The organism is Streptomyces sp. NPDC012510 (assembly GCF_042955065.1).
Lineage (GTDB): Bacteria > Actinomycetota > Actinomycetes > Streptomycetales > Streptomycetaceae > Streptomyces.
In genome coordinates this window covers 18,758-38,754 of the sequence record NZ_JBIBEN010000036.1, presented here as the reverse complement: position 1 = coordinate 38,754, position 19,997 = coordinate 18,758, and the positions used below count along the sequence as shown (strand labels likewise).

At 69.0% G+C, this 19,997-nt stretch carries 21 protein-coding genes and 5 pseudogenes; 15 read left to right on the top strand and 11 right to left on the bottom strand.

The features are described from left to right. Window positions 1-77 precede the first annotated feature (77 nt). A complete protein-coding gene (locus ACFY9I_RS39945; protein WP_391011747.1) occupies window positions 78-245 on the top strand; it encodes a hypothetical protein in 168 nt (55 codons plus the stop codon). Between the two features lie 36 nt (window positions 246-281). Then, on the top strand, window positions 282-1,766 hold the full coding sequence (locus ACFY9I_RS39940; protein ID WP_391011744.1) for an NAD(P)-binding domain-containing protein: 1,485 nt from the start codon (window positions 282-284) through the stop codon (window positions 1,764-1,766). Window positions 1,767-1,832: 66 nt separating this feature from the next. On the opposite strand, the gene ACFY9I_RS39935 is transcribed toward ACFY9I_RS39940, so the two are convergent. Continuing rightward, window positions 1,833-2,609, bottom strand: a complete 777-nt coding sequence (locus ACFY9I_RS39935) for an SDR family NAD(P)-dependent oxidoreductase (RefSeq protein WP_391011741.1) — start codon at window positions 2,607-2,609, stop codon at window positions 1,833-1,835. Window positions 2,610-2,693: 84 nt separating this feature from the next. Here ACFY9I_RS39935 and ACFY9I_RS39930 point away from each other — a divergent pair, with 84 nt between their 5' ends. After that, on the top strand, window positions 2,694-3,059 hold the full coding sequence (locus ACFY9I_RS39930; RefSeq protein WP_391011738.1) for a metalloregulator ArsR/SmtB family transcription factor: 366 nt from the start codon (window positions 2,694-2,696) through the stop codon (window positions 3,057-3,059). 97 nt (window positions 3,060-3,156) lie between these two features. Here ACFY9I_RS39930 and trxB read toward each other — a convergent pair. The 3 genes and pseudogenes from trxB to ACFY9I_RS39915 all read right to left on the bottom strand — a co-directional run bounded on the left by trxB (window position 3,157) and on the right by ACFY9I_RS39915 (window position 5,258). Next, window positions 3,157-4,147: pseudogene (trxB, locus tag ACFY9I_RS39925) on the bottom strand (thioredoxin-disulfide reductase). A 5-nt stretch (window positions 4,148-4,152) separates the two neighbouring features. Continuing rightward, window positions 4,153-4,572: an arsenate reductase ArsC gene (locus tag ACFY9I_RS39920; RefSeq protein WP_391011735.1), complete on the bottom strand. Its 420-nt coding sequence runs from the start codon at window positions 4,570-4,572 to the stop codon at window positions 4,153-4,155. Between the two features lie 50 nt (window positions 4,573-4,622). After that, window positions 4,623-5,258 (bottom strand): three-helix bundle dimerization domain-containing protein, encoded by a 636-nt coding sequence (locus tag ACFY9I_RS39915; RefSeq protein WP_391011732.1) that lies wholly within the window; start codon window positions 5,256-5,258, stop codon window positions 4,623-4,625. A 103-nt stretch (window positions 5,259-5,361) separates the two neighbouring features. Between ACFY9I_RS39915 and ACFY9I_RS39910 the strand changes: the two genes are divergently transcribed. The 9 genes and pseudogenes from ACFY9I_RS39910 (at window position 5,362) to ACFY9I_RS39870 (ending at window position 11,104) form a co-directional block, all read left to right on the top strand. Further along, complete coding sequence (locus ACFY9I_RS39910; RefSeq protein ID WP_391011730.1) at window positions 5,362-5,676, top strand: metalloregulator ArsR/SmtB family transcription factor; 315 nt, start codon at window positions 5,362-5,364, stop codon at window positions 5,674-5,676. Between the two features lie 41 nt (window positions 5,677-5,717). Then, window positions 5,718-6,515 (top strand): aquaporin, encoded by a 798-nt coding sequence (locus tag ACFY9I_RS39905; RefSeq protein WP_391011727.1) that lies wholly within the window; start codon window positions 5,718-5,720, stop codon window positions 6,513-6,515. Further along, the gene (locus ACFY9I_RS39900) at window positions 6,512-7,579 is read left to right on the top strand and encodes an ArsO family NAD(P)H-dependent flavin-containing monooxygenase (protein ID WP_391011724.1); all 1,068 of its coding nucleotides are present in this window, start codon (window positions 6,512-6,514) and stop codon (window positions 7,577-7,579) included. The genes ACFY9I_RS39905 and ACFY9I_RS39900 overlap by 4 nt, the downstream gene beginning before the upstream one ends. A gap of 73 nt (window positions 7,580-7,652) precedes the next feature. Continuing rightward, window positions 7,653-7,952, top strand: coding sequence for a hypothetical protein (locus ACFY9I_RS39895; protein ID WP_391011721.1), 300 nt, complete (start codon window positions 7,653-7,655; stop codon window positions 7,950-7,952). 225 nt (window positions 7,953-8,177) lie between these two features. Continuing rightward, window positions 8,178-8,594, top strand: a pseudogene (locus tag ACFY9I_RS39890) (ParA family protein); the annotation flags it as partial. Window positions 8,595-8,698: 104 nt separating this feature from the next. Further along, entirely contained in the window at window positions 8,699-8,857 is a 159-nt protein-coding gene (locus ACFY9I_RS39885) for a hypothetical protein (RefSeq protein WP_391011718.1), read from the top strand. Between the two features lie 51 nt (window positions 8,858-8,908). Next, a complete protein-coding gene (locus ACFY9I_RS39880; RefSeq protein ID WP_391011715.1) occupies window positions 8,909-9,619 on the top strand; it encodes a ThuA domain-containing protein in 711 nt (236 codons plus the stop codon). Then, window positions 9,589-10,695, top strand: a complete 1,107-nt coding sequence (locus ACFY9I_RS39875) for a Gfo/Idh/MocA family oxidoreductase (protein ID WP_391011712.1) — start codon at window positions 9,589-9,591, stop codon at window positions 10,693-10,695. Before ACFY9I_RS39880 ends, ACFY9I_RS39875 begins: the two co-directional genes overlap by 31 nt. 75 nt (window positions 10,696-10,770) lie before the next feature. Continuing rightward, a pseudogene (locus ACFY9I_RS39870) lies at window positions 10,771-11,104 on the top strand (ankyrin repeat domain-containing protein). On the opposite strand, the pseudogene ACFY9I_RS39865 reads toward ACFY9I_RS39870, so the two are convergent. Next, window positions 11,076-11,874 (bottom strand): annotated as a pseudogene (locus ACFY9I_RS39865) (IS5 family transposase). The pseudogenes ACFY9I_RS39870 and ACFY9I_RS39865 sit on opposite strands and share 29 nt — an antisense overlap. A gap of 325 nt (window positions 11,875-12,199) precedes the next feature. On the opposite strand from ACFY9I_RS39865, the gene ACFY9I_RS39860 reads away from it, so the two are divergent. Together ACFY9I_RS39860 and ACFY9I_RS39855 are read left to right on the top strand one after the other, a co-directional pair. Then, the gene (locus ACFY9I_RS39860; protein WP_391011710.1) at window positions 12,200-12,379 is read left to right on the top strand and encodes a hypothetical protein; all 180 of its coding nucleotides are present in this window, start codon (window positions 12,200-12,202) and stop codon (window positions 12,377-12,379) included. A gap of 337 nt (window positions 12,380-12,716) precedes the next feature. Continuing rightward, window positions 12,717-13,154, top strand: a complete 438-nt coding sequence (locus ACFY9I_RS39855) for a pyridoxamine 5'-phosphate oxidase family protein (RefSeq protein WP_391011707.1) — start codon at window positions 12,717-12,719, stop codon at window positions 13,152-13,154. On the opposite strand, the gene istB is transcribed toward ACFY9I_RS39855, so the two are convergent. Together istB and ACFY9I_RS39845 are read right to left on the bottom strand one after the other, a co-directional pair. Further along, window positions 13,132-13,947: an IS21-like element helper ATPase IstB gene (gene istB, locus ACFY9I_RS39850; protein ID WP_391011704.1), complete on the bottom strand. Its 816-nt coding sequence runs from the start codon at window positions 13,945-13,947 to the stop codon at window positions 13,132-13,134. The two genes, ACFY9I_RS39855 and istB, sit on opposite strands and share 23 nt — an antisense overlap. Before the next feature lie 100 nt (window positions 13,948-14,047). Beyond that, complete coding sequence (locus ACFY9I_RS39845) at window positions 14,048-15,073, bottom strand: hypothetical protein (RefSeq protein ID WP_391011701.1); 1,026 nt, start codon at window positions 15,071-15,073, stop codon at window positions 14,048-14,050. A 53-nt stretch (window positions 15,074-15,126) separates the two neighbouring features. Here ACFY9I_RS39845 and ACFY9I_RS39840 point away from each other — a divergent pair, with 53 nt between their 5' ends. Continuing rightward, on the top strand, window positions 15,127-15,477 hold the full coding sequence (locus ACFY9I_RS39840; protein WP_391011698.1) for a hypothetical protein: 351 nt from the start codon (window positions 15,127-15,129) through the stop codon (window positions 15,475-15,477). Here the strand turns inward: ACFY9I_RS39840 and ACFY9I_RS39835 are convergent. The 4 genes and pseudogenes from ACFY9I_RS39835 to ACFY9I_RS39820 all read right to left on the bottom strand — a co-directional run bounded on the left by ACFY9I_RS39835 (window position 15,470) and on the right by ACFY9I_RS39820 (window position 19,951). Continuing rightward, the gene (locus ACFY9I_RS39835; RefSeq protein ID WP_391011695.1) at window positions 15,470-17,821 is read right to left on the bottom strand and encodes a tyrosine-type recombinase/integrase; all 2,352 of its coding nucleotides are present in this window, start codon (window positions 17,819-17,821) and stop codon (window positions 15,470-15,472) included. The genes ACFY9I_RS39840 and ACFY9I_RS39835 overlap by 8 nt on opposite strands. Next, window positions 17,821-18,354: pseudogene (locus ACFY9I_RS39830) on the bottom strand (tyrosine-type recombinase/integrase); the annotation flags it as partial. The pseudogene ACFY9I_RS39830 and the gene ACFY9I_RS39835, both read right to left, overlap by 1 nt. Window positions 18,355-18,369: 15 nt before the next feature. Then, window positions 18,370-18,897 (bottom strand): hypothetical protein, encoded by a 528-nt coding sequence (locus ACFY9I_RS39825; protein ID WP_391011692.1) that lies wholly within the window; start codon window positions 18,895-18,897, stop codon window positions 18,370-18,372. Between the two features lie 70 nt (window positions 18,898-18,967). Further along, the gene (locus ACFY9I_RS39820; protein ID WP_391011689.1) at window positions 18,968-19,951 is read right to left on the bottom strand and encodes a DUF5937 family protein; all 984 of its coding nucleotides are present in this window, start codon (window positions 19,949-19,951) and stop codon (window positions 18,968-18,970) included. Window positions 19,952-19,997 lie beyond the last annotated feature (46 nt).

Below are 19,997 nucleotides of genomic sequence, written 5' to 3'. Positions count from 1 at the left end.
TGTTTATCTATATAGGCGGTTGTGATGAGGCATCCAACGCGCCGCCGACAGGGCCACCGCGACAGGAGCCGATCCCGATGAGCGATTCCGTCGGAAACCCCGCCGTCGAACCCGACGCCAGCCCCTGCTGCGCCGCGATCGCCGAGTTACAGCGCCGGGCACAGCAGCGCGCCGAACAGCGTCTGCAGGCAGACGGCGACGACGCTTCCCCGGCCGCGCCGCCCGCGCCCGCACGCGACGCCTGATCGCCGCCCGCCCCCTTCCCGAAAGGACACCGCACCGTGGTTGACCACAGCCCCGACCGCCTTCCCGTCGCCGTGATCGGAGCCGGACCTGTCGGCTTGGCCGCCGCCGCCCATCTGGCTGAGCGCAGCCTCCCCTTCGTCGTCCTGGAAACCGGCGACACCTCGGCCTCGGCCGTACGGGCCTGGTCCCACATCCAGCTCTTCAGCCCCTGGGAGTACAACACCGACCCCGCCGCCCGCCGCCTGCTCGAGGCCACCGGAGGCTGGGAGGAACCCGCCGCCTCCGCCCTGCCCACCGGCGGCGACCTCGTCAAGCAGTACCTCCAGCCGCTGGCCGAACTGCCCGCGCTCGCCCCCCACATCCGCTACGGCGCCACCGTCACCGCCATCAGCCGCCTGGGCATCGACCGCCTGCGCACCGCCGGCCGCGAGAACACACCGTTCGTACTGCGCCTGGCCGACGGCGATGAACTCCTCGCCCGCGCCGTGATCGACGCATCCGGTACCTGGCACCAGCCCAACCCCGTCGGCGCAGGCGGGCTGCCCGCCCATGGTGAACGGGAAGCCGCCGCCTGGATCAACCACGGCCTGCCCGACGTCTTCGGCGCCGACCGAGCCCAGCACGCCGGCCGCCACACCATCGTCGTCGGCGCCGGCCACTCAGCTGCCAACACTCTGCTCGCCCTCGCCGAACTCGCCGACGCCGAGCCGGGCACCACCATCACCTGGGCCATCCGGGCCGCCGACCCGGCCGCCTCCTTCGGCGGCGGAAGCGACGACGAACTGCCCGCCCGCGGCGCCCTCGGCTCGGGCCTGAAGATGCTCGTCGACACCGGCCGCGTCACCCTCGCCGCCAACTTCCGCACCCACAGCGTCCGCCGCCTGGGCGATGACCCGGCACACGACCAGATCCAGCTCATCTCCCGCCACCCGGACGGCACCGAGCAGACACTGACCGCCGACCGCGTCGTCGCCGCCACCGGCTTCCGCCCTGACCTGCACATCACCGACGAGCTCCGCCTGGAGCTGGACCCGATCATGTCCGCGCCGCGCGCGCTGGCACCCCTGATCGACCCCAACCAGCACTCCTGCGGCACCGTCACCCCCCACGGCTACCGCGAACTGGCCCACCCCGAACCGGGCTACTGGGCCGTCGGTATGAAGAGCTACGGCCGCGCCCCGACCTTCCTCATGCTCACCGGCTACGAACAGGTCCGCTCCATCGCCGCCGCCCTGGCAGGCGACATGGAAGCCGCCCAGTCGGTCGAACTGCAGCTGCCGGAGACCGGCGTGTGCTCGGTGACCGCCGGCGGCGAAGCCATCGCGCTTCGCCTGGGACTGACCAAGGACCAGCACGAACAGCTGCTCCACGCCACCGCCAAGCACCTGGGCACCTCCTCCAGCGCCGCCGAGGCGGTCCTGTCCGCGGCCACCGAACTCGACATCGACCACACCGCCGCGCTGCAGCTGGCCGCCTACGCCGCCGAACAGTTCGACGCGCCCGGCGCCACCGGCTGCTGACCGGCAACGAAAGCGGCTGCCCCTCCCGCACTCGGGCAGAGGCAGCCGCATCGGCCGTACCGGGCTTCAGGACATGCGGTGCACCTTGTGCTGCGCCGCCTGCGCCCTGGGCCGCACCACCAGCAGATCGACGTTGACGTGCGAGGGGCGGGACACCGCCCACGCCACCGCGTCCGCCACGTCCTCGGCCACCAGCGGGCCGGGCACACCGGCGTAGACGGCGTCGGCCCGGTCGGTGTCACCGCGGTAGCGGTTGAGGGAGAACTCCTCGGTCTGCACCATGCCCGGAGCGATCTCGATCACCCGCAACGGCTGCCCGCACGCCTCCAGCCGCAGCGTCTCGGCGAGCACGTGCGCCCCGTGCTTGGCCGCGCTGTAACCGCCGCCGCCCTCGTAGCACGTGAAGGAAGCCGTCGACGTCAGCACCACCACCGTGCCGTCACCGCTCGCCAGCAGCTTCGGCATCAGAGCCTGGGTCACCTGCAGGGTGCCCAGCACGTTGACCTCGTACATGTGCCGCCAGTCGTCGGGATCGGCCTGTGCGATCTCCTCGACCCCGAAAGCCCCGCCGGCGACGTTCACCAGCACCTCGCAGGCCTCCACCTGCGCGGCGAATGCGGCCACCGCTTCGCGGTCCGTCACGTCCAGGGGATGGGAGTGCGCGATGCCGCCCTCCGCGCGGATCTCCTTGGCCACCGCTTCCAGGCGGTCCACCCTGCGTGCGGTGAGGATGACGGTGAACCCGGCCCGGGCCAGCTCGCGTGCTGTGGCTGCTCCGATACCGCTGCTGCCTCCGGTCACCACTGCGGTGCGCTGCTTGCGGCCCTGAGTGGGTATGGCCATGAAGTGCTTCCCCCAGCCCTTGATTAGACAGGCATCGAATTATCGGATCTTGGCATCCACGTCAACGAGTGTCAACATAGACAGATGTCAAAGCTCCAGGGGAAAGTGGCCGAGCTCCCGGCCGAGCCGTGCTGCCCGGCACTGACCGAACGGGAGCTGACGGCACACGAAGCCGAAGTCACCGCCGCCATGTTCAAGGCCCTCGGCGACCCGGTCCGGCTCCGGCTGTTCTCCAAGGTGGCCTCCCACCCCGACAACGAAGCCTGCGTGTGCGACATCGCCGACGTCGGCGTCTCCCAGCCCACCGTCTCCCATCACTTGAAGAAGCTCAAGGAAGCCGGTCTTCTGGTGTCCGAGCGCAGGGGGACGTGGGTGTACTACCGCGTCGAGCCCTCCGTCCTCGCGGCGATGGGCCGTCTGCTCACTCCGACGCAGGCCGAAGCAGCCTGAGACTTCCCGGTGTTACCCGTTCCCGCGACGGCTGCAAACGCCGATGGCGGCGCCAGCATCAGCGCCGCCATGTGATGCTCCTCCCGTAGCCGGCCTCTCAGGCGGTGGCGGTGAGCGGTGAGCCCTCGGCGGATGCCGGTACGGCGTTGTCCCTGCGGGCCGCGAGATGACACTCGGCGTCCAGCGCCGCCTGACAGCCGCTGGCGGCAGCGGTGATGGCCTGGCGGTAGGTGTGGTCGACGACGTCGCAGGCGGCGAACACCCCGGTCAGATTGGTGCGCGTCGAGGGGGCGGCCACCTCGATGTAGCCGTCGGTGTCAAGGTCCAGCTGCCCCTTGAACAGTTCGGTGCGCGGGTCGTGGCCGATCGCGATGAACAGTCCCGTCACGCCCAGATCCCGGGTGGCGCCGGTGAGGACGTCGCGCAGCACGACGCCGGAAAGCATCCCTTCGTCTCCTTGATCTCGGCGATCTCACTGTCGAAAGCGAAGGAGATCTTGTCGTCGGAGAAGGCCCGGTTCTGCATGACCTTCGACGCCCGCAGGGCGGAGCGGCGGTGGACGACGCTCACGGAGCGGGCGAAGCGGCTCAGGAAGGTGGCTTCCTCCATGGCGGTGTCGCCGCCGCCGACCACAACGATGTCGCGGTCGCGGAAGAAGAACCCGTCGCAGGTCGCGCACCAGGACACGCCCCGCCCGGACAGTTCCTCCTCCTTCGGAAGGCCGAGCTTGCGGTACCCGGAGCCGGTCGCGATGATCACCGTCCTGGCGCGGTGGACGGCGCCGGCCGAGTCGGTGAGCACCTTGATGCCGCCGGTCAGGTCGACGGAGATGATGTCGTCGTCGATCATCTCGGCGCCGAACCTCTCGGCCTGGGCCCGCATGTTCTCCATCAGGACCGGCCCGTCGACACCCTCGGGAAACCGGGGAAGTTCTCGACTTCCGTGGTGGTCAAGGAGCCGCCGACGAAGATGCTGCTGCCGAACAGCAGGGGCTTGAGCTGGGCGCGGGCGGTGTAGAGGGCCGCGGTGTATCCGGCGGGGCGGCCGGAGCCGATGATGACGACGTCCCGTATGTCGGTGTGCGTCACGGAGGTCACGCCTCCTGCTTGGCATCGATCTCGGCGATCAGGGCCTCGATGCGCGTCTTGATCTCGTCGCGGATCGGGCGGACGGCCTCGACGCCCTTACCGGCCGGGTCCTCCAGGGCCCAGTCGAGGTACTTCTTGCCCGGGAAGATCGGGCAGGCGTCGCCGCAGCCCATGGTGATGACGTAGTCGGACGCCTGGACGGCCGCGGTGGTGAGGATCTTAGGCTTGGCCTCGGAGATGTCGATGCCGACTTCCTTCATGGCCTCGACCGCGGCCGGGTTGACCTGGTCACCCGGGATGGAGCCGGCGGAGCGGACCTCGATCCGGTCGCCCGCGAGGTGGCTGAGGAATCCGGCGGCCATCTGCGAACGCCCGGCGTTGTGGACGCAGACGAACAGCACGGAGGCGAGCGGGCTGGGGGACATCGGTTCTTCCTTCGTAAGTGGACCATGAGGGTTTTGCAGGGGGGTGGGGCTCAGGTGCTCGGCAGCGAGGCAAGCAGTTCGGTGATGTGGGCGTCGCTCTCGTCGCGGATGCTGCGGGCGACGGCGAGCGGGGCGCCCTCGGGGTCTGTGACCGGCCAGTCCAGGCAACGGCGGCCCGGCAGCACGGGGCGGGCGTCGCCGCAGCCCATGGTGATGACGATGTCGGCCGCCTGCACGACCTCGCCAGTCAGCGGCTTGGGGAACGCATCCATGAGGCCCACGCCGGCCTCGGGCAGCACCTGGGCGACGACCGGCTCGACCTCGGAGCCCGGGTGCGTACCCGCCGAGGAGACGACCACACGGCCGGCGGCGCGGTGGGTGAGGAGGGCTGCGGCCATCTGCGAGCGCCCGGCGTTGTGGCTGCACACGAACAGCACCCGGGGCAGGCCGCTGCCCGGTGCGCCCTCGATGTGGGCGAGCGCGTCGAGGCGCTCGGTGGCCAAATGTTCTGCCAGGACGACCAGGTGGGTGCGGACGCGGGCGTGCTCGGTGAGGCGATCGTAGGAGTCGATGATCAGGCGCTGGATGGTTTCCGTCGAGAAGTGCCCGCGGTAGCGCAGGGCGAGGCGGGCGATGCCGGCCGCGAGGCGTTCGTCGGGCAGGACCGAGGGCGGGGATGCGGTCATGGGAACCCCCTTCGGGGCGTGGGTCCCCACGGGTGTGAGGATGCGGGTCCCGGGGATCATTCCAGGCTGGTATCAGCTCAGAGTGATGTGAGAGTATCAGTCCATGATGACGTCAGTCGACACTGATCTGATGCGGGTCCTCGCCGACCCGCTCCGCCTCCAGATCGTCACCCTGCTGGCCAAGGAGACGCTCTGCAGTACGCACCTGATCGAGGAGACTGGGGCCAAGCAGACCAACCTCTCCAACCATCTGAGGGTGCTGCGCGAGGCGGGGGTCGTGGAGACGGAGCCCTGCGGCCGGTTCACCTACTACCGGCTCAAGCCCGACGTGATCGCCACCCTCGCGGGCCAGTTCGCCGATCTCGCGGAGACCGCGCGCGCCACCGCCGAGAACAACGTCAAGCGGTCCTGTCCCTGAACCGGCGCCCGCCGGGCATCCGCACGCACCGAGGAGTCCTGTTGAGCGCCACCGAGGCTACCGAGCACGACAGAGCCGGGGAGTCCGCCCCAGCCCCCGCCGCGCCCGGCACCGAGCCGCAGCCCGCCCCGGGGGCCACCCCGCCCCAGGCCCCTCCGCTGATCGCCAGGGCCGCGGCCGAACTGGTCGGAACGGCGGCACTGGTCGCGGTCGTGGTCGGCTCCGGAATCCAGGCCACCGACCTGACCAAGGACGTCGGGCTGCAGCTGCTGGCCAACTCCACGGCCACCGTCTTCGGGCTCGGCGTCCTGATCCTCCTGCTCGGCCCGGTCTCCGGAGCCCACTTCAACCCCATGGTCACCCTGGCGGAGTGGTGGACCGCCCGCCGCGGCGGCGCCGGCGTAACCCTGCGAGAGGCGGCCGTCTACGTCCCCGCCCAGGCCGTCGGTGCCATCGCGGGCGCGATTCTGGCAGATGCGATGTTCGGCGAGCCGCTGGTGAAGTGGTCCACGCACGACCGGTCCGCCGGGCATCTGCTGCTGGGCGAGGTGGTCGCGACGGCCGGTCTGATCCTGCTCATCTTCGGCCTGGCCCGCACCGACCGGCTTCGTTTCGCACCCGTAGCGGTCGCGTCCTACATCGGTGCCGCCTACTGGTTCACCTCGTCCACGTCGTTCGCCAACCCGGCGGTGACCATCGGCCGCGCCTTCACCGACACCTTCGCCGGCATCGCACCCGGCTCCGTCGCCGCCTTCATCGGCATGCAGCTCGTCGGCACCGTGGTCGGGCTGGCGCTGGTGGCCCTCATCTTCATGCCCGGCTGGAAACCCGCCGAGTGACGCGCACAGCCCAGGTGGTGGTGATAGGCGGCGGCCAGGCCGGGCTCGCCGCCGGCTACCACCTGCGCCGCCAGGGCGTCGACTTCGTCATCCTCGACGCCCAGACCACGCCGGGTGGAGCCTGGCAGCACACCTGGGATTCGCTGCGCCTGTTCTCCCCGGCCGCCTACTCCTCGCTGCCCGGCCGTCTCATGCCACCGCAGACGGGCGAGACATACCCGGACGCGCAGCACGTAGTGGAGTACCTCGCGGACTACGAGAAACGCTACGAGCTGCCGCTCCAGCGCGGTATCCGGGTTGAGGCCATACACCGAGACGGGCCGCTTCTGCGTGTCCAGACCGACTCCGGCGCCTGGCACGCGCGGGCGGTCATCAGCGCCACCGGAAACTGGTCGCGGCCCTTCCTCCCCGCCGTCCCGGGCCGCTCCGTCTTCACCGGACGCCAGTTGCATACGGTGGACTACCGCTGTCCGGCCGACTTCGCCGGCCAGCACGTGATCGTGGTCGGAGGTGGCAACTCCGCAGCCCAGATCGCCACCGACCTCACCCTGGACGACCACGTCAACGTGACCTGGGTGACCCAGCGCCCGCCACATTTCCTCCCCGACGACATCGACGGCCGCGCCCTGTTCGACGTCGCCACCGCCCGCCGCCGCGCCCTCGACGCCGGCCGCGACGACACCGGCGGGGTCGCCTCACTCGGCGACATCGTCGCCCTGCCACCGGTGCGGAAGGCACGGGATGCGGGCCTGCTCCAGGCATCGCCCATGTTCGACCGCATGGACCGGGACGGCGTGGTGTGGGCCGACGGTACCCGCGCTGAGGCGGATGCGGTCATCTGGTGCACCGGTTTCCGCCCTGCCCTGTCCCACCTCGCCCCGCTCCAGCTCCGGGGCACGCGCGGGCACATCGCGACCGAGGGCACCCGCGCGATCGGCGAACCCCGGCTGCACCTGCTCGGCTATGGCGACTGGACCGGCCCGGCGTCCGCCACCCTCATCGGTGTGGGCCGCCCGGCCCGTGACGCCGCCCGCCAGATCACGGCGCTGTTCGCGGACAACTGACAGGGCGGCCCAGCCCGTTACGTGACTGCCCCCAGTGTCGCGTCGCGGCGTGATCGTTTGCAGACTGCCGGACATGAGCGTATTCCTGGCCGACGACCCTCCCCGCCCGGCGAGCCGGGCGCACTCCGTGCCCGTGGTGTTCAGCGCGGGCGCGGGCATCGGCGTCCTCGGCGGGACGATCGGCCTGGGCGGTGCGGAGTTCCGGCTCCCTCTGCTGATCAGCCTGTTCGGGTTCGCGGCACTGGCCGCGGTCATCCTGAACAAGGCCATGAGCTTGATCGTGGTCGTGGTCGTGGTGGCGCTGCCTGCCCGGCTGACCGCGGTGTCCGCCTCCGAGTTGGCGGTCACTGGCCCGTCGCGGTCAACCTGCTGACTGGGAGCCTGCTGGGCGCATGGGCCGGGGCGTGCTGGGCGGTACGGATGCGCAGCGCCACCCTGTACAAGGTGCCGGCAGCACTGATGGTGCTCATGGCCGCCGCTGTGCTGGCCACCCACCTCGCCACCTTGGGGTCGCTTGCGCTGCCGCTGTGGGCGCTGGTGCCCTGCGGAGTCGTGGCGGGCCTCGCCGCGATCATGGGCGTGGCCGGCGGCGAGCTGCTGCCCACCCAGCCTCGGCCTCAGCATGGACGCAGCCGCCTACTCCGGCCGCCGTCGAGAGGGCGAAAAGCCGGGGCAGTCCGGCGCCCTGATCGTCGTGCAAGCAGAGGACAGCTCCGCCGACGCCTACGAACTGCTCACCACACAGATCGACGACCTGCGCGGAGACCTACAAGTCGACATCGACTACCTCGGCATCGTCGTCAACCTCTACGAACCTCTACGACTCCCGCCGTGGCTTCATCGCCACCTCCTCACCACAAGGATGGGTCGAATGAAGGATCCGCGAGTCATCGGCCTCATCGGCGACCTCAGGGAACAGAAAGAAGCAGTTCGGATGAAGCAACCTCTGCTGTCATACGCCCCCAAGTCACAGCAGGCGATCGGCATGCGCGCACTGGCCCGGGAGATCGCATGAGCAAGGCCGACCAACTCGGCGCAGGCCGATTCGGCGGGGGAGTCGACGTGGTCTGCACCCTGCCCGAGCAGGAGTAGGTTCGTTACTTCACCCGGCTCGGTCCGGTGGGCATGTACCTGCCCGAGGTGGACGAGCAGACCCGCGGAACTGTCGTCGAGACGGTCCGTGCCGCCTTCGAGCCCTTCGTGCACGGCACGGAAGTCCGCTTCACCGCGGCCTGTTGGACGGTCGGCGCCCGAGCCTCGTCAGCGAAATTTTCCTGAGGTCCGGCCCTCTTGCGTGAGCGCGGGCGCCCGGCGCATGGTGAGATCACGATGACGCTGAAGAAAGCCCTGGTGGTCCGCGGCGGTTGGGAAGGGCACCAGCCGGTCGAGGCGACGGAACTGTTCCTGCCCTTCCTGAGGAGTAACGGATACGCCGTCCGGGTTGAGGAGTCGACCCACGTCTATGCCGACACCGCCGAGATGGCCGGCACCGACCTGATCGTGCAGTGCGTCACGATGTCGGAGATCACAGGCGAGCAGCTCGCGGGGCTGACCTCCGCGGTCGTGGGCGGCACCGGGTTCACCGGCTGGCACGGCGGCATCGCCGACTCGTTCCGCGCCTCCGCCAACTATCTCCATCTGGTGGGTGGGCAGTTCGCCACGCACCCGGGCAGGGAAGCGTGCGAGCGCCGGGGCGGGCCGGAGGACAACTTCCTGCCGCATACCATCGCCGTCACCGAAGCCGGCCGCGAGCACCCCGTCACCGCGGGCATCGAGGACTTCGAGCTGCACACCGAACAGTACTGGGTACTCCACGACGACCTCATCGATGTCCTGGCCACCACCACGCATCCCACCCGGCCGTGGGAGCCCTGGCACCGGCCGGTCACCTCACCGGCGGTCTGGACCCGTCGGTGGGGGGCCGGGCGGATCGTGGTGACGACGCCGGGGCACAGCCTCGACGTGCTGGAGAACCCCAACGTCCGCACCATCATCGAGAGGGGCATGCTGTGGGCGACGCGCACCGCGTCGGCGTCGTAGGGCTCGGAGTCATCTCCCGCGCGTACCTAGACACGCTGGCCCGTCATCCCGCCGTGCGCGTGACCGCGGTCGCCGACCTTGACGCCTCCCGGTCGGCAGCGGTCGCCGCCGGACTGCCCGGCGTCCGGGCGCTGACCGTCGAGGAGCTGCTGAGCAGCCCGAACGTGGACACAGTGCTGAACCTCACCACCCCCGCGGCGCACGCCGAAATCGCCCTGGGGGCCATCGGTCACGGCAAGAACGTCTACGGGGAGAAGCCGCTCGCCGCCACGCTCGCCGACGCCCACACCGTCATGGCGGCCGCCGCGCGGGCGGGAGTCGGAGTGGGGTGCGCGCCGGACACCGTGCTGGGCACCGGAGTGCAGACGGCGCGGGCGGCCCTGGCCGCCGGGAGCATCGGACGCCCGCTGTTCGCCTCGGCCGTGATGGTCACCCCGGGCCACGAACGCTGGCACCCGCACCCCGACTTCTACTACACCGAGGGCGGCGGCCCCCTGCTGGACATGGGGCCGTACTACCTCGCCTCCCTTGTCCATCTTCTGGGCCCGGTGCGGGCCGTGACGGGGGCGTCCAGCCGGCTGCGCGCCGAGCGGGTCATCGGTTCCGGCCCGCGCACGGGAGAGCGGATACCGGTGGAGGTGGACAGCCATGTCTCCGGTGTGCTGGAGCACGTGGCCGGAACGCTGACGACGATCACGACGAGCTTCGACGGGGTGGCCACCACGGCCTCCCCGATCGAGGTCCACGGCGAGGTGGGAACCCTCGCCGTCCCCGATCCGAACCGCTTCGACGGCGACGTACGGCTCTTCGGACTCGGCGACACGCAGTGGCGCACGCTCCCTCCGTCCGCGGGCTACGTCGACGGCGCACGGGGAGTGGGGCTGCTCGACTTCATCGCCGCCGACGGGCAGCGGGCACCGCGCGCGAGCGGCGAACTCGCCCTGCACGTACTGGAGACGATGACCACGCTGCTGCGTTCGTCGGCCGAGGGACGGCGCATCGAGCTGACGACGTCGGCGCAGCCGCCCGCCGCCGTACCGCTGACGGCCGCCGAGGACTGGGGTGGCAGGTCATAAGACGTCATCTCAATTGGTCGCTGGTGGCGTAGATAGTCGCTGGCAGGCGGGCTGTGGGGACGGTTGAATGTCGTGGTGAGCGACTACTGGACACCCGCGCATCAAGCGGTCGAGCAGGAGGATGCTGAGGCCCTGGCCCGGTTGCTGGCCGCCGGCTCCGATCCCGACGAGGTCTTCAGCAACATGACGCTGCTGACGCACGCGATCGACGTCGAGGGTGATGGCTCCCTGCAGAGCGGGCAGCCGTTGACTGTGCACAGCACGGCCGTATTGCTGGCCTTTGGGGCCGATCCGGAGCTCGCAGACCCGGACGACCGCACCCATGGTCATGGCCAATCGCTACGGCCATGACCTGGCAGTGAAACTGCTGCAGGCCCACATCAGCAGACGAGCCGCCGATAACAGATGAGGGTGCAGGCGATGCTGGTGAAGGCGAGGAAGTGCTCGGCCTTGCGCTCATAGCGGCGATGGAGGCGGCGGCAGCCGGCGAGCCAGGACATGGTGCGCTCGATGGTCCAGCGGTGACGGCCCAGCCGCTGCGAGGTCTCGACCCCCTTGCGAGCGATGCGGTGCTTGATGTCACGCCCCCGTAACCAACGGCGCAGATGAGGATAGTCGTAGCCCTTGTCTGCGTGGAGCTTGTCCGGCCTGCGTCGCCGCCGCCCGCGGCGGGACCGGATCGGTGGTATGCCCTTCACCAGGGGGATCAGTGCCTGGCTGTCATGCAGGTTCGCCCCGAGATTCCGACGGAAAGTGGCAGACCCGTCCGCTCGGTGATCAAATGGATCTTCGATCCGTACTTGCCCCGGTCGACAGGATTCGGGCCTGTCAGGTCCCCCTTTTCAGGGCCCGCATGTTCACCGAGTCGATCGCGCAGCGGGACCAGCCCAACTCGCCGCGGGAGCCGAGTTCGTCGAGGACCAGGCGGTGGAGCTTGGCCCACACCCTGGCCTTCGTCCATTCCGCAAAACGGCGGTGAGCCGTCGCCCCAGACGGACCGAACGACGCGGCTGGCAACTGCTGCCACGTGCAGCCCGAGGTGGCCACGAACACGATCGCTGCCAGCACTTCACGGTCGCCATGCCGGCGTCGGCCACCGCCCTGAGGCCGCGAAGGCGCCTCCGGCACCACTCGCTGGAACAACTCCCACAATTCGTCCGGCACGAGCCGCTCAACGATCCCCACCACGACTCACAGTCTACCGAGACAACCAAATGAGATGACGTCTAAGCCACTCGATGCGCATGATTTGAGAGATGCCGTTCGTGAAGGTGTCACGGTGACGTGTGTTCCGTCTCATTTGATCTTGCCCACGGCCGACGCTGTGACCAGGGGTGATGCAAAGAGGGGTGAGACGGATCTTTGGCGGAGTCTCAGCTGGCGTTGTCTCCTACTAGCACTTCCACAGGGTTGTCTCACTTGACGTTGTCGGTCATTCGTCTTCGATCGCCGTGCGTCGGCGGAAGGCGGCCTGGCGGCAGCGCCCCGAGCAGTAGCGAGCGTCATGACGTCGATCCGTGCCGGTCGTCCAGGTGACCCCGCAGACTGGGCACTCCCTCTTCTCCATACGGGAGGCCGCGTCACGCAGCGTGCGTTGTTGCTGCTGTCGATGTTGCTGGTGCAGATGTCGCAATCCACACCAGGCCAGAAGGCCATCACCCATTTCAAGTTCAACCAGCCGTGACCCCTGTCACCGTCCACAACCTCCCGGGACAGAACACCTAGGGCTCTCCGCGCGAGCGGAGGTGATCCGCTACGGACGGCGAGGTAGGAGAGGCCGGTGGCGTGCTCTCCGTGGCTGTGACGTTGTCCGGCGGCCCCGGCATGACGTCTTCCAACGGCCCCGGTTGATGAAGATCCTGTGTCTCCTGGACGTCTTGAAGTGGCTCCGGGGATTGGTCTGCGCCGGGACCACGTGAGGGGGTTTGATCTTTCCTTCCGGGGACTCGGGGCGTCTGAGGCTTTGGTCGTAGGTCGATGGTCGGTGGTGGAGTGATCGGCGGCAGCGGAAGATTGGCGATGTGAGATCTTCTGGTTTTGATGTGGACGCCTTCCTGCAGCAGCCGCTCACCGCTCGTATCGCGACGAGCGGGCCGACGGTACGTCCTGTCTGGTTCCTCTGGGAAGAGGGAGCCTTCTGGACCTTGACAGGCCCTTGGGCCCGGCTGTTCGACCGCGTGAAGGATGACCCGAACGTCGCCCTCGTGGTGGACGAGTGCGATCTCGCGACGGGGTGTGTCCGACAGGTGATCGCGCGGGGTCAGGCTGAGCTTGTGCCCTTTGATGTGCCGAGGGGGCGGCGCAAGCTGACCCGCTATTTGGGTGCGGACGAGGCTTTGTGGGACGAGCGTTTCGTGCACTACCTGCACGATGATCCGGGCGAACGAGGCACGATGTGGCTGCGTTTGATGCCTGCCTCGCTCACCGCGACAGATCTCAGCTACTCCGTGGCGTCGTGACGGTGTACTTCGGGGCGTCGTTCTTCTGCGCCTTCGTGCGGGCCAGGCGGTAGGATTCGGTTCCGGTCTCGATAATGGTGGCGTTGAACGTGAGGCGGTCCACGATCGCCGCGCAGAGCCGTGGGTCGGTGAGGGTTCGGCTCCAGCCGGTGAACGCCTCGTTGGAAGCGATCGCGATGCTGTTCTTTTCCTCGCGTTCAGTGAGGACCTGGAAGAGCATTTCCGCGCCGCGGCGGTCGAGTTCGAGGTAGCCCAGCTCGTCGATTTCGAGCAGGTCGACCCGTCCGTAGCGGGCGATGGTCTTGCCCAGCTGCTTGTCGTCTGCCGCTTCGACCAGTTCGTTCACCAGGGCTGCGGCGGTGGTGTAGCGGACGCGGTAGCCGGCCATGGCGGCTGCGGTGCCCAGCGCGATCAGCAGGTGCGACTTGCCCGTGCCGGAGTCCCCGATCAGACACAGTGGGTGACCCTTGGCGATCCACTCGCAGGTGGCGAGATTGTGGATGACCGCAGGATCGACGTGGGGATTGACGCTGTAGTCGAACTCCCGCAGCGACTTCTCGCGGGGGAAGTGAGCTGCCCGGATGCGGGGTTCGGCCCGGCGCCGGTCCCGGTCCTCGCACTCGGCCATCAGCAACTCGGCGAGAAAGCCCGCGTAAGAAAGGCCTTCGCGTTCGGCCCGGGCGATGGTGTCGGCGGCCTGGGCTCGCATGGTGGGCAGCCGCAGCAGGCGGCAGGCGGTGTCGATCGCCGCGTCGGATGCCTGCGCGGTCAGCGCGTGATGGGCGGTGGTCATGATGAGTCCTTCCGGCGAAGCTGCAACAACTCGTCCCACTGCTCCAAGCGGGGCAGCGGACGCTGGTCGGCGGGCAAAGCATGGGCGAGACGACGCGGAGTCAGCGGGTGACCTGGGCCGGGTCCCGATCCAGCGGCTCCGGGGCGAGGGTGTCTGCAGTGACGGTCGGTGCCCGCCCGGCCGTCTGGGCCGCCTTGCGGGCCTCCAGCGCGATGACGTCCTCGTTGAAGGTGCCCGCCGCGAGAGCCCTGCGGATCCCGGCCACCACGTCGCCGTGCTGCTGATGCCGGTGCAGCAACAGCACCTTCACCAGGGCTTTCGTTCCCTCGGCATCGCCGAGGGCCTTCTTAGCGGCGGCCCAGAACGCTTCATGGACGGCTGTGAAGGTGCCCTCGGCGCGGGCCTGGTGGAGGGCCTCGGAGCGTTCCAGCGCCCCCGGCTTGGTCAGCAGGGCTTCCAGGTAATGGTCCAGCACGAGGTGCTCGGCACCACGTTCGGTCAGCCGCCGATGTCGGGCAATCTCCCGCCGGCCGTCATAGACGGTCAGGTCGTCGCAGGTGAGGGTGACAGTGACCTTGCGGTCGATGTAGCGGACCGGGACCGAGTACCGGCACATCTTCACGGTGATCAGGCCATAGCGGTCGCCGCGGGGCGTGAGTGTGATGCCGGTGGTGAACGGATCGTCCGGCAACGGCAGCAGGTGACCGGCCTCGCGGGCGAAGTCCTGCGCGATCGTCCGCATCCTCGCGCCGATCCACCGCTCGTCCTCCTTCGCCTCGAACTCGGCTAATCGGGCGTCGAGTTCGTCCAGACTGTCCACCTGCGGCACCGGGGTGAGGTAGTTGCGGCGGAAGTAGCCGACCTGGCCTTCGACGCCGCCTTTCTCGTGGGCGCCGCGCAGTCCCGGCTCACAGTAGAACGGGGTGAATCCGTAGTACTCGTGGAAAGCGGTCCAGCGCGGGTTCTCCTCCCGCGAGCGACTGTGGAAGACCACCTTCTTCACGGCCGGAGTGAGGTTGTCGTAGCGAACTTGACCGGCCGGCACACCGTTCAGCGTGGTCAGCGCGTGGACGTGGCCTTCGAAGAACGCCTCCTGGCCGCAGGACGCGAAGACCCTTCTCCGCACTACTGATCTGGGGCGGATGGAGACCCCGAGGGAACATGTAGCAAGATGTCTGGGTGACTCCCCTCGACAACGCCTGGGACGAGCTGCGCGGACAGCTTCGGCTTGGCCAGCGGCTGGCCGGAACAGTGGACTGGGTTCACCGTCCCGGCGTCACCGGGATCGGTGTCGACCTGGGGCTTGCCGTCAGCGGCTTCGTCGACGTACTCATGCTGCCGCGGGACGCGACGCGCTGGCCCGCCGTCGGCACAACGGCGGACTTCGAAATTTGGTGGATGGATGACCGTCCGCAGATCCGGCTCATGCCCGTCGACCGCAGATTCGTGCGCGAAGACTTCGACAGCTGGGTCCTCGTGGAGGACTCCCCGGCGGCGTCGCTGTGGCGTGAGCGCCATCGGGTCAGCTGAGTGCGTTGTCTCCTGACCCGCCTTGGCCGGCTTGTTGTTGACACCGACGTTCGGCCTGGCGCTTCTTGTCCGCGATGTGCCGCAGGCTTTCTTGAAGGTTGGCGACCTCGCCGAGCCATTGCAGCCGTCGGGCTTCGTCCAGTCGCTCGTGGGTGTTGCGTTCGATCTCCAGCAGCCGGGGAACCTGGCTCAACGACAGACGAAGCATCGGGCAGCGCACGCACGCTGATTCATGCTGGCAGGGTGTCCCATACGGACGATCGCATTGGCCGAGCGCGACCTTCCGCAGGCTGAAGTGGTCTCGGAACTCCTCCCATTCGATGTCGGTCGGCTCGCGGTATTCCTCGCTCGGCCGATGGGTCCGGCGCTGGTCGACGAACTGGCGGTAGTGGCGGATCACCTCTTCCGGATAGACGGCGACATACCCCTGAGTGGTATTCAGATCCAGATGTCCCAGTAACTTCGCCGCGATGTGGATGAGCAGTCCGCCGTTGACGGTCTCCGTGGAGAAGATCCGCTGGAAATCGTGCGGAGTGAACTTCAGCGGGGTGCCGTCGACATCGGTGATGCCCGCCCGCCGGGCAAGGCCGGCGAGGAGTTCCCGGACGCGGTCCGGCGGGATGACCTGCAGCTGGTGGTGGGTGACGCGCTGGAACAGATGCGGCAGCAGCGGGCCGAAGGCGCGTTCGTACCCGTCGTAGCGGCTGAGCAGCGGCACTGTGCCGTCCCGCTTGATCCGGCGAATGATGCGAGCCAGCACCGCGACCAGGTCCGGGTCAGCCGGGATGACCCGTTCGGCGTCCGTCTTGGACGGGCTGACCTGCAGCAACGGCACCATCTCCCCGGTTGGAGCCTGATACTGGCGCAAGCTCACGTGAGTCAGCTCAAGGAGCTCCTCGGTGCGCGTTCCCGTCCTGCGCAGCACCTCGATGGCCGCGAAGGCCCAGAAGGCGTTGTCCTCCAGGCGTTCTGCGTCAAAGCGGGGCCCGGGCTGGTCGACAGGGGTGACGAACAGCGCGCTCGGACGCCACGTGCTGGCACCGCGACCGGTGCGTCGATAGCGCAGGCCATCGATGGTGAACTCCTCGCCGGCTGCGGCGTCACGGGCAGCGGACAGCATCCGTCCAGCCGCGTCGAGCTCGTCCGTCGCGGCGGTGATGAGCCGCGGAAGCACGGGAATCAAGGTGCGGGTCCGCTGTTGCATGCGGGCCTGGCGACGCCGTGTCTCCTTGATGTAGCCGCGGATATCGGCCTCGCCGACGGGGGACGGCGCGGCCCACCGGGCCCAGCGGGCGGGGTCCTCCAGCGACCACTGCAGCAGGTCGAGGTAGAACGCGCGGACCGCCAGCAACACCGAGTGAAAGGTGCGCCGGGGCCGACCATTCGGCAGTGTACGAATCCGCTGTTTCCACGCCTGGGCCACCGGATCGGTCAGACGCAGCGAGCAGATGCCTGGATGGTGGCGCTCCAGGTCGCGCCAGAACAGGTCCACCAGCACCTGGACCAGATTGACCAGCGATCCGTAGTCCAGCGCGGCGGAACGCTCGACCAGGTAGTGCACCAGGACGTCGCGGATCTCCTTGTTCGCGGGGTAGCGGTCCACGAGCTCAGCCACCGACAACTGCCCGCGGGCCTGGGCTTCCCGCAGCGTCGGCGGCAAGTCCTCCAGTCCGCCGACCGCGCGCAACAACTCGTAGGCCATCGGCAGTGCGGCGACCTTGCTGCCGCACGCTTGTCGGGCCGCCGCGTAGACGTCGAGGTCGGCGAGGTCGAGTTCGCGCAGCGGCTTGCCTGTCACGATCACCATGCGGGTCAGCACGTTCACGGCCTCGGCCGCGTACTCGTGCCTCTGGTGGCGGGCGGCGTACCGCTCGACGTCGGCGAAGACCTCGGACTGGTTGTGGCGGCGGAACGACGCGTAGACGCCCAGCAGCCTGCTGCTCGACAGCCAGGCGTAGGACGGGCGGACGGCCCGCAGCACGATCATGATCCCGAGCCCGGCGGTCAGCCGGTTCCGCAGCGCGGGGGCGAGATCCTGCGGTCCCCACCGTCGGCCCTGGTCCTCGGCCCCGCTGAGCAGCCAGCGATCCTGCCAGTCCTCACCTGGGAAGGTCTCCAACCAGTCCAGGACGCGCGTCAGCGCCAGATTCTGTCTCCACCGCTGCTGGTAGGTCGGCTGCTCGAGGAGCGCCTCCGCCAGCGCGCCCAACTGCGCCCGTGCAGCGGTGGCCCGCGCGGGCGGCGCGGCCAGCCCCGCCGCCCGCGCCGGTGGCGGGCCCATCAGCACGCGGGGGTCGCGCGGGCTGACCGGCGTGCGGGCGACCTTGCCGTGTCGGCTGCCCATCAGCCGGTGCCGCCGAACACGTCGGCCAGGTCCTGCGGGTCGTAGGACCAGCCTCGCAACGGCTGTGGCGCCGGTTTCGGGCGCGTGTAGTGCTCGTGAACCTTCGCAATGACCTCGTCGGTGCGCGGACGCAGGTAGCCGCCGGTGGTGGTGATCTGCCGGTGCCGCATCACCTGCTGGACGTCGACGAGGGTGACGTTGGGGTCGGCGATCAACCGCAACCCGAGCGTGTGCCGCAGATCGTGAAGGCTGACGTTGGCTCTGATCCGGTCGTTGATCCGCGTCAGGACGGCGCGCAGGGCGGTGTAGGTCAAGGGCCGCAGCGGATGACGACGGGTCCACCACAACGGCTCGTCCGGCTCGGGCCGGTGCCCCGCGTCCAGGAGTTCACCGAGGTAGACAGCCAGCCAGGCGAACGCCTCCGGCGCCGCCGGGCACGCCTGCTTGTTCCCGCCAAGGCCCGTGGTCCGCACGTAGATACGGCCGTCGCCGGGGTGAGCGTCACCCACCGTCATGCCCAGCAGCTCGGCCGCCCGCGCGCCGCTGGACTAGAACATGCTGAACATCGCCCGGTCCCGGTTGCACCCCAGCCGCGCGAACAGCTCGTCCAGCACGTCGTCGGGCACTGCCCGGGGTGGTCGGTCAGGCTGCTTCTGCCGGTAGGCGCCCCGTCGCTGTAGGTGGAACGGCTCCAGCGGGTTGTGGTGGGCGTTCAGCCGGCGACCGGAGCGTGACTGCGGTGGCACCGGCGACACCAGAGGCCCCTCCCCGGTCTGCAGATGGAAGTCGTAGAACGCCGAGATCACCGACAGGGCGTGGTTGACGGTGGCCGGGGCATAGCCCGCAGGCAAGTACGGCTTGCCCGTACGGAGATTCACCGAGCCCGCGGCCGGAGCGTCCGGGCGTCGCCGGTCCCGTGCCGGGTTGTGCGCGGTCCGCAGCCACAGCACGAAGTCCCGCACGTCCACGCGTTGCGCACGATTCCCCGCGATGCCGACCGCCGCGAGGAATCGGAACCACCGCAGCAGGTCGTAGCCGTAGGAACGACACGACGCCGGGCTGTTCCCGCTCGCCAACAAGTCCCTACCGCTTCAACACCACTCGCGAGGGCGAATCCCGCAGATTGATCACGACGCAGTACGCTCCCTAACCGCCAGCCTCTTCCAACAGACCTGCCGCATGTGCGGTCCGCTGGTACAACACGTAGCGGCCGTCTCTGACCTTGGTGACGAGGCGTGCGCGGTGCAGGGCGCTGAGGTGGTAGGAGACGGTGCCCGAGGAGTATCCGGTCCGGGTGGCGAGTTCCGCGGTGGACCGGGCGGTTTCGAGGTCTGCCAGCAAGGCGGCTCGGGCGTTGCCGACCACTTGCGCGATCCTTCCGGACCTGCGATCCCGGCCGGCTCCGATCCGCTGGGCGGGGTAGTAGAGGACGAACTGCCCGGGGGTGTCGACCTGGATAATGACGTCGGGCCAGCTGAGCACGCTGGGGGCGAAAACCAGGTCACGGCCGGTGACATCGATTTCGCCGTCCCACGGCTTGGCGAGGGTGACCGCATTGCCTGCCCAAGCGATGTCGGGGTGGAGTGCTCCGAGCGCCCGGCCGACGCCATGGGCGGCGATGGCGGTCGCGCGGTGGGCGATGTCCTGATCCATGATTGAGTGCAATTCGGGCCAGCCCTCGGCCAGGGCATCGCGCCAGAACCGGGCGAGACCGTTCGCGAGATGTCGCTGCATCCGTCCCGATTCCGCGATCCGGCGGGTGGTGGCCAGCAGTGGCCTGTTCCAGTGGGTCCGGGTGTGGGTGAAGACTTGAGTTTCGAGGTCTTCCTGCGCTGCGGCCTCGATCTGCGCGATCTGCTCGTCGAGCAGATCGCGGCGCTGTGCGTGCGTTTCTGGCTGAGGGGTGAGCAGGTCAGGTCTGTAGGTGTCGCCGTTCTGCGGCAACAGGTCTGCGAGCAGGGCGACGTCCGGATGAGCGAGTGACGCGCGGGCGAGTGGTCCAGGATCTCCGAACACTGGGTGCCGTCCCGACGCGGCGGTGAGTTTCAGCCATGCTATGGACTCCGACGCGGGCGAAGGGGCCAACCGCGTCCTGGACACTGTGTCGGCGTCTACACGCAGGGTGAGCACCGCCCCGACGGTAGCAGTTGTCGCGATGGATTTGAACTGGCTCGAA

Coding starts and splice junctions, on each gene's coding strand:
- ACFY9I_RS39945 (WP_391011747.1), top strand. CDS start 78: ATGAGCGATTCCGTCGGAAACCCCGCCGTCGAACCCGACGCCAGCCCC.
- ACFY9I_RS39835 (WP_391011695.1), bottom strand. CDS start 17,821: ATGGGCAGCCGACACGGCAAGGTCGCCCGCACGCCGGTCAGCCCGCGC.
- ACFY9I_RS39920 (WP_391011735.1), bottom strand. CDS start 4,572: ATGTCCCCCAGCCCGCTCGCCTCCGTGCTGTTCGTCTGCGTCCACAAC.
- ACFY9I_RS39895 (WP_391011721.1), top strand. CDS start 7,653: ATGAGCGTATTCCTGGCCGACGACCCTCCCCGCCCGGCGAGCCGGGCG.
- ACFY9I_RS39860 (WP_391011710.1), top strand. CDS start 12,200: ATGACGTCGATCCGTGCCGGTCGTCCAGGTGACCCCGCAGACTGGGCA.
- ACFY9I_RS39935 (WP_391011741.1), bottom strand. CDS start 2,609: ATGGCCATACCCACTCAGGGCCGCAAGCAGCGCACCGCAGTGGTGACC.
- istB (WP_391011704.1), bottom strand. CDS start 13,947: ATGACCACCGCCCATCACGCGCTGACCGCGCAGGCATCCGACGCGGCG.
- ACFY9I_RS39915 (WP_391011732.1), bottom strand. CDS start 5,258: ATGACCGCATCCCCGCCCTCGGTCCTGCCCGACGAACGCCTCGCGGCC.
- ACFY9I_RS39930 (WP_391011738.1), top strand. CDS start 2,694: ATGTCAAAGCTCCAGGGGAAAGTGGCCGAGCTCCCGGCCGAGCCGTGC.
- ACFY9I_RS39880 (WP_391011715.1), top strand. CDS start 8,909: ATGACGCTGAAGAAAGCCCTGGTGGTCCGCGGCGGTTGGGAAGGGCAC.
- ACFY9I_RS39910 (WP_391011730.1), top strand. CDS start 5,362: ATGATGACGTCAGTCGACACTGATCTGATGCGGGTCCTCGCCGACCCG.